The following is a 6,570-nucleotide window of genomic DNA, read 5'->3' on the forward strand; positions in this document are numbered from 1 at the left end:
GTCCCCAACTATGAGTAAACAGATCGTCCTAAACTTAGGAAAGGGAAATTTACAACAAGGATTTCCTACGGTCATTGCTCAACTTTGGCAAACAGATACTCCCCATCCTATGCAGTTTACTGGGGGATTGCCGGCTGCACCACAATTGGCGGATCTTTATCAACGTTGGCAAAAAATGTATACAGCATTGTATGCCAATATTGGCTGGCGAAATCTGGCGGATTTTGAAATTGAGGAGGAAGATGTTACCCATATTTCTCAAGTTGAATTTGCTCAACTCTGTGAAGAATTACAACAAGGTCTTAACAATTGGTTAAATAGTCCGCTATTCCTAAATATTGACCGTAAACTGCGAACTCAACTTTCACCTACAGAAGAAATTCGCTGTATTATCACTGCTGAATCTTCCCAGGTTTTACAGCTTCCTTGGTGTTTGTGGCATTTTTTTGATGATTATAATCAAGCCGAAATTGCCTTGAGTCCACCAGAATATGCTCGTTCGGTGAAAACAACTGCCAAAAAGACTGCCAGTAAAGTGAAAATTTTAGCTATCTTAGGCAGTAGCGAAAACATTGATATTGCTCAAGATAAAACTTTACTTCAGCAATTACCCCATAGTGAAATTAAATTTTTAGTTGAACCTAACCGTTCCCAAATTACCGCCGAATTATGGGAATCAGGCTGGGATATTCTCTTTTTTGCTGGGCATAGTTCTAGTCAAGGTAAAGGGCAAATCGTTCTGAATGCTCAGGAAACCTTGACTATTGACCAATTAAAGTATGGATTACAAAAGGCGATCGCACAAGGTCTGCAATTAGCAATTTTTAACTCCTGTGATGGTTTGCAGTTAGCACAAGATTTAGCTGATTTGCATTTACCCCAGGTAATTGTCATGCGCGAACCTGTACCGGATAGGGTAGCACAGGAATTTCTCAAGCATTTTCTAGCGCTGTTTTCCCGGGGTAACAGTTTATATGCGGCTGTGAGGGAAGCCAGACAAAGATTACAATCTCTAGAAAGTAACTTTCCCTGTGCAACTTGGTTACCGATTATTTGTCAAAATCCGGCGGAAATATCGCCCAGTTGGCAAGATTTATCAGGACAAAAGTTAAGTTTACAGCTACCAAGCCCTAATTTAGGGAAATTACCCCTAGTTTTTGGCAGTAGCTTAATTATTACTTTGATTATCAGCTTAATTCGCACATTAGGCGGACTGCAAACATTAGAATTAGCCGCATTTGACTTGTTAATGCGCCTGCGTCCCCCAGAACCACCAGATTCTCGAATATTAGTAGTAACTATTACCGACCAGGATATTCTCGCTCAGGGTAAAGAACCCCGGCAAGGTTCCTTATCTGACAAGCATCTCAACTTATTATTGACAAAATTAGAGCAGTATCAGCCCGCAGCGATTGGTTTAGATATATACCGAGATTTTGCGGTAAATCCCCAGCAACCAGAACTAGCTAAACGAATGCAAAACAGCGATCGCCTGATTGCCATTTGCAAACGTGCCGATCCACAATACGATCCGATGGGGATTGCACCACCACCAGAAATCCCCGAACCAAGGTTAGGCTTTAGCGATTTTATCGAAGATGACGACAGCGTACTGCGCCGTCATTTATTGGCGATGACTCCTAACCCAATTTCCTCAACTTGTACACCGGCTTATGCATTTAGTACGCGGTTAGCCTTGATGTACTTACAACAACGGGGAATTAATGCCAAATTTACCCCAGATTGGGACTTACAACTCGCAAATAAAACCTTCCCCCAGCTAAAAACAGCTAAAGGCGGTTATCAATCAATAGATACCCAAGGTAGTCAAATTTTACTCAATTATCGGTTTTCGCCAACAGTCCAAGCGATCGCACCCCAAGTTACTCTTACCCAAGTTCTCACAGGACAAGTTAACCTCAACGCCATCAAAGACCGAATTGTGCTTATAGGTGTTACGAGTAATAATAGCAGCGATTACTGGACTACACCATCCGGTAAAAGACCATCGCAAACCGTACCCGGAATTACCATTCAAGCACAGATGGTAAGTCAAATTATCAGCGCCGCTTTAGATAATCGACCTTTATTATGGGTGTGGACACAATGGGGGGAAATTATCTGGATTTGGAGTTGGTCGTTAACAGGTGGGTTAATAGCTTGGTCTTTTTCTTCTAATAAATATTTAACTATAACTATCAGTGCAGCAGTAATGCTGTTATCTGGCGCTTGTTATGTAATTATCATTCAGGGAGGATGGATACCTTTAGTACCATCTGCGATCGCGATTGTTATTACTAGTACAGCACGGCGTAAATAAACAGACCATTCAAAATCAACAAAACGCTTACTCTGTCTTAATTTTGAATTTTGAATTTTGAATTTTGAATTCCGCCTTGCGGTACTAGTATTCAATTTGCATATTTCAGTCAGAAATTACCGAAATTGTAAAATAAGCCATTGTATACAACTTAGGCATCAAGTAAAAATAAGTAGTGCGAGCATCTTGCTCGCGCGGGCAAGATGCCCGCACTACAAATATTAAATTGTTCAACTTATTTTTACACGACTCCTTAGGCAACAAACTTATTATAAATTAGCGATTATTTTTATCATGAAAAAGGCACTTTGGTTACAAACAACCCTAATCTCTGCAATTACCTTAAGTACTTTGAACTTTCCCGGAAATGTGCCACCCGGACAAGCGCAAACTTTAATATCAACTAACAAAATTCAGTATGTATCACCAGTAAACCAGGAAAAACCAGGAGAACCCATAGGAAGACGCAAAGGTGGTGGTAGTCGCAGTTCCTGTAAGAATTATGCCAGTCTCACAGCTTTAGTACCTACAACCAATAGCGGAAACAAAGATATCGTTTGGGGACAATCCACATCGCCAAACCCGACATTTTGGTTTTTTGTCCCCGATAAATTAACTACTAAATCTCCTATAGAATTTGTCATTCAAGACGACGCAGATAATTATATTTATCACACAAAATTTAATCCCCCAGAAACACCAGCCGGCATAATTAACCTAGCTGTACAGCCAAAAACACCTTTAGTAGCTGGTAAAAACTATCGTTGGACATTTTCAATTTACTGCGATCCAGAAAAACCCTCTTCATCTGTTTACGTTCGCGGTTCTATGACACAAGTTGCGCTGAACTCTACATTACAAAAGCAACTGGAAACCGCACAAACACCTTTAGATAAAGCAGCAATTTTTGCTAAAAATGGCATTTGGTATAATGCGTTAACCACATTAGGCGAAGAAATTCAAAGAAATAAACGCAAAAATTCAGAAATTACATCAGCTTGGAATGAGTTACTTAAACAAGCTAACTTAGAAAACTCAACTTCTGCGCCAATTGTTCCTTGTTGTACCCCCCAGAATGCTCCCAACTGATATTAACTAAATCATCGGGATTGCCTTGAATAACATCAGGTTTAAAAGTTAAATTATTAAGTTTATCTTTTTTTCTACAGGAACAATTTTTAACAATCTGCCATTTTTATTTATTTCCAATGAAATACCTTTTTCTAGTACCTCATCCAATAGACTATCAATATTATTACTAAATTCTGTTAATGTAACATTTTTGATTGCGTTCATTAAAGATTCACATTGTTTGATGAGTTTAGCTTAAATATGATAACAAAAATTATCCCTGAAGCTGAATATTGTTATGCAATGTAGCAACAATGTCTAAAAGTCGGTAGAGTACGACACTAAAAAGAGGTGATTATCAAGAGAGTGCGCGAGGGTAGGAATCTATCAAATCCTGACTAGCCAACAGTTAAAAAAATTGTGAAATATTTGCTTAATTATCTTAACTGTCTTAACTGTTCTTGTCTTTGTCCTGACGAAAATGATATGCAAAGTTTCATTGTTAAACATTTTTTGAGGACAATGAATAAATTAGCTCTTGAACCATACATCTGGAATCGCAAGTATGAATCTATGCCACGGGAAGATTTATCTGAGCTACAGAGCAACCGACTCATAAAATGTGTAGCAAGAGCTTATGAACACATACCCTTTTACAAACAAAAGCTTGATGCTGTTGGCATACATCCTAGTCAGATTCGCTCTGTAGACAATATTTCCCTGCTTCCTTTCACCACTAAAGCTGATTTACGCAATCAGTACCCATTTGGAATGTTTGCAGTTCAAATGGATTCAATTATCCGACTTCATGCTTCTTCTGGAACCACTGGCAAACCAACAGTTGTTGGTTATACTCATAACGATTTAAACTTATGGTCAGAACTAACGGCACGAGCTTTAGCAGCTAGTGGTGCAAAACCTGGAATTATCATTCAAAACACTTATGGTTATAGTCTTGCTACTGGTGGGCTAGGCTTTCATTACGGTATTGAACGTATTGGCGCTACAGTAGTTCCTGCTTCTGGCTCTTCACCGCAACGGAATTTAACGCTTTTACAAGATTTTAGCAGTGGCATTATATTGAGTACTCCTAGCTACATATATACTATTAGTGAAGTAGCAGAAAACGAAGGTATTGATTTACGTTTATTGCCAGTCGCAGCCGGGATTTTTGGCGCTGAATCATGGAGTGAAGCTTTACGAGATGACATTGAACAACGTTGGAATATAGTAGCTTATAATACTTATGGATTAAGTGAAGTTATTGGCCCAGGGGTAGCTCACGAGTGTCCTCATCGAGTTGGGATGCATATTTATGAAGATCACTTTATTCCAGAAATTATTAACCCAGAAACAGGGGAAAAAATGGAAGAAGGAATATATGGAGAGCTTGTATTAACAACTATTACTAAAGAGGCTACACCCCTAATTCGCTACCGAACTGGTGATATTACACGCCTATTTTATGAACCTTGTGCTTGTGGTCGAACTCTCGTCAGGATGGATCGTGTTAAAGGCCGTATTAACGACCTAATTATCATCAAAAATAAAACTTTATTTCCTGCGGAAATTGAGGATGTGCTATTGAAGTTGCCTGGTATTATACCTCATTACCAGATTGTGATTGACGATAATATCAATTTAATTGATGACATTGAAATTTGGGTTGAAGTTTTGAATTCAATTTGGCAAGAACAAACTTTACTTGTTGAGCTAGAGCAGCAATTAAGATTTAACTTTGAACATCATTTAAGAATAGCTGCTAAAGTCAAGTTGATGCCACCACAAAGCTTACCTCGTAGTGAAGGAAAAGCAAAGCGTTTAGTTAATAGAAGTCATGTTATTTAAATGCTATTTGCTGGAATTACAGCATATTTCAGGTAAATGAGGTACGCGCTTCGGGGCATGGCATTGCCAATGCCCCTACAATCAACGATTATCTTTACCTCAGGAACTTGCAATTCGCTGTATTTAATTATGCTATTTTTTATTTATATTAATAATTATTAAGTCAACTAAAATAAAAAATCATAATTTATTCTTATATCTAATAAAAAGATTGTTAAGTTTCTTAACTGTCCTTGTTTCTTTATTGAAAGTTTGAGAGTTTAAGGAATATCAAGTATCAATTATAGATTCCCAGCAATTTAAAGTAAGAATGAGGAAAAGCAAACAACGTAATTTATATCTATAAGCACTAGCAGATATCAGGAGAAATTAATCAAGCTTTTCTTCGTTCTCTTGGCTGCAATTGAATAGGAATAATTTTGTCCTACGGAAATTAGAAATATTAACAAAAGATTGACTTTATGAGACCAAACTCAGTTTTATTCCCTGAAAAAAATACAAGTGACATCCTTCAAAGTATTCGACATATTGACCATATTACTTATGTTGCTTCATTTGAAGATGAATCCAGGTTTCTCTCAAAATGGAGTTTGCTTGGTTTTAATGAACATATGAGGCTTGAGACTGTGCGTTTTCCCGCTACTCACATTGCCTTAGTTAGTGGTATCAGTGCTGAGTATCCGTGGGCAACTATGACAGGTTTATCGGTAAGTAAAGATCCTAATTCACCAATTAATAAGTTTATAGATTTATATGGTGAAGGTATTCAGCATACTGCTTACAACATTGATCCACAAGCTGATATGGAGGAACTACATCACCAGATGGAGGAATTAGGGTGGAAGTTTATGACACCAGTATTATCATACAGTGATGAATCTGGTGCATTGCTCAAACAAATGTTTGTTGCTCCTAGTACTCCCTACGGTTCTTTTATCGAGTTTGTTCAAAGATTACATGGTGTTGATGGTAAAGCTTTCAATAGTTTTGACATCAATAATATAGATAACCTCTACGAACGTTATGCCGATTATAGTAATTGGCTGGCTAAAAAAATTTAAATGCTGACATATCAATATCTATCAAGGATTTATCGTCGAATTTTCTCAGCGAAAATTAGTGAGACAACTCAAAATAAATTCCTTGATTGATAGATAGCATCTGTCCAATAAGTAGATTGGTGTTAAAAATTGTCGTTATGACAAGGCAGGAGGCAGAGGGCAGAAGGCAGTCCCAATGAAAAAATTTCACCGCCAAGCATGAAAATGTGGTAGCTTCCACTTAAGGCTGAGACAAACGAGGTTGTCCTTCAGTAGAGCATATTTAGCCTG

The 6,570-nt window shown here is 37.9% G+C and carries 5 protein-coding genes; 4 read left to right on the forward strand and 1 reads right to left on the reverse strand.

What is annotated here, in order from left to right; genetic code table 11:
• Window positions 1–10 precede the first annotated feature (10 nt).
• Both H6G08_RS36555 and H6G08_RS36560 read left to right on the forward strand, forming a co-directional pair.
• Complete coding sequence (locus H6G08_RS36555; protein ID WP_190552163.1) at window positions 11–2,320, forward strand: CHASE2 domain-containing protein; 2,310 nt, start codon at window positions 11–13, stop codon at window positions 2,318–2,320.
• 294 nt (window positions 2,321–2,614) lie between these two features.
• Window positions 2,615–3,409 (forward strand): DUF928 domain-containing protein, encoded by a 795-nt coding sequence (locus H6G08_RS36560; protein WP_190552165.1) that lies wholly within the window; start codon window positions 2,615–2,617, stop codon window positions 3,407–3,409.
• Window positions 3,410–3,457: 48 nt separating this feature from the next.
• On the opposite strand, the gene H6G08_RS37995 is transcribed toward H6G08_RS36560, so the two are convergent.
• Window positions 3,458–3,616: a type II toxin-antitoxin system prevent-host-death family antitoxin gene (locus H6G08_RS37995; RefSeq protein ID WP_242046449.1), complete on the reverse strand. Its 159-nt coding sequence runs from the start codon at window positions 3,614–3,616 to the stop codon at window positions 3,458–3,460.
• A 297-nt stretch (window positions 3,617–3,913) separates the two neighbouring features.
• On the opposite strand from H6G08_RS37995, the gene H6G08_RS36570 reads away from it, so the two are divergent.
• Both H6G08_RS36570 and H6G08_RS36575 read left to right on the forward strand, forming a co-directional pair.
• Entirely contained in the window at window positions 3,914–5,239 is a 1,326-nt protein-coding gene (locus tag H6G08_RS36570; RefSeq protein WP_190552167.1) for a phenylacetate--CoA ligase family protein, read from the forward strand.
• 611 nt (window positions 5,240–5,850) lie between these two features.
• The gene (locus H6G08_RS36575; protein ID WP_190552169.1) at window positions 5,851–6,300 is read left to right on the forward strand and encodes a hypothetical protein; all 450 of its coding nucleotides are present in this window, start codon (window positions 5,851–5,853) and stop codon (window positions 6,298–6,300) included.
• Window positions 6,301–6,570 lie beyond the last annotated feature (270 nt).

The organism is Calothrix anomala FACHB-343 (assembly GCF_014696435.1).
Taxonomy (GTDB): domain Bacteria; phylum Cyanobacteriota; class Cyanobacteriia; order Cyanobacteriales; family Nostocaceae; genus Aulosira; species Aulosira anomala_A.

What these genes read in the sequence shown, in the direction of transcription:
- H6G08_RS36555 (WP_190552163.1), top strand. Translation starts at nt 11, where the DNA reads ATGAGTAAACAGATCGTCCTAAACTTAGGAAAGGGAAATTTACAACAA.
- H6G08_RS36560 (WP_190552165.1), top strand. Translation starts at nt 2,615, where the DNA reads ATGAAAAAGGCACTTTGGTTACAAACAACCCTAATCTCTGCAATTACC.
- H6G08_RS37995 (WP_242046449.1), bottom strand. Translation starts at nt 3,616, where the DNA reads ATGAACGCAATCAAAAATGTTACATTAACAGAATTTAGTAATAATATT.
- H6G08_RS36570 (WP_190552167.1), top strand. Translation starts at nt 3,914, where the DNA reads ATGAATAAATTAGCTCTTGAACCATACATCTGGAATCGCAAGTATGAA.
- H6G08_RS36575 (WP_190552169.1), top strand. Translation starts at nt 5,851, where the DNA reads ATGAGGCTTGAGACTGTGCGTTTTCCCGCTACTCACATTGCCTTAGTT.